Here is a 424-nt window from a genome sequence, read left to right on the forward strand (position 1 = left end):
TAAGGGCTAATCCCCGTTCGCTCGCCACTACTAAGGGAATCTCGGTTGATTTCTTTTCCTCAGGGTACTTAGATGTTTCAGTTCCCCTGGTTCGCCTCTTACACCTATGTATTCAGTGCAAGATACCTAACTTATGCTAGGTGGGTTTCCCCATTCAGAGATCTCCGGATCAAAGTCTGTTTGCCGACTCCCCGAAGCTTATCGCAGGCTACCACGTCTTTCATCGCCTCTGACTGCCAAGGCATCCACCGTATGCGCTTCTTCACTTGACCATATAACCCCAAGCAATCTGGTTATTGTCTCGAACGTGAAGACGACATTCGCCGAAAATTCGCGCTTGAACTCGCAAATTTTACCTTGACTTGAATAATCACCAGTGAAAGAGATTATTCAGTCTACTTCTATCACATACCCAAATTTTTAA

The 424-nt window shown here is 45.5% G+C and carries 1 rRNA gene; it reads right to left on the reverse strand.

Annotated elements, in window-relative coordinates:
• Positions 1 to 272 (reverse strand): 23S ribosomal RNA (locus IB255_RS30545); the annotation flags it as partial.
• Positions 273 to 424: the final 152 nt, after the last annotated feature.

This window comes from Pseudomonas sp. PDM22, from assembly GCF_014851965.1.
Lineage (GTDB): Bacteria > Pseudomonadota > Gammaproteobacteria > Pseudomonadales > Pseudomonadaceae > Pseudomonas.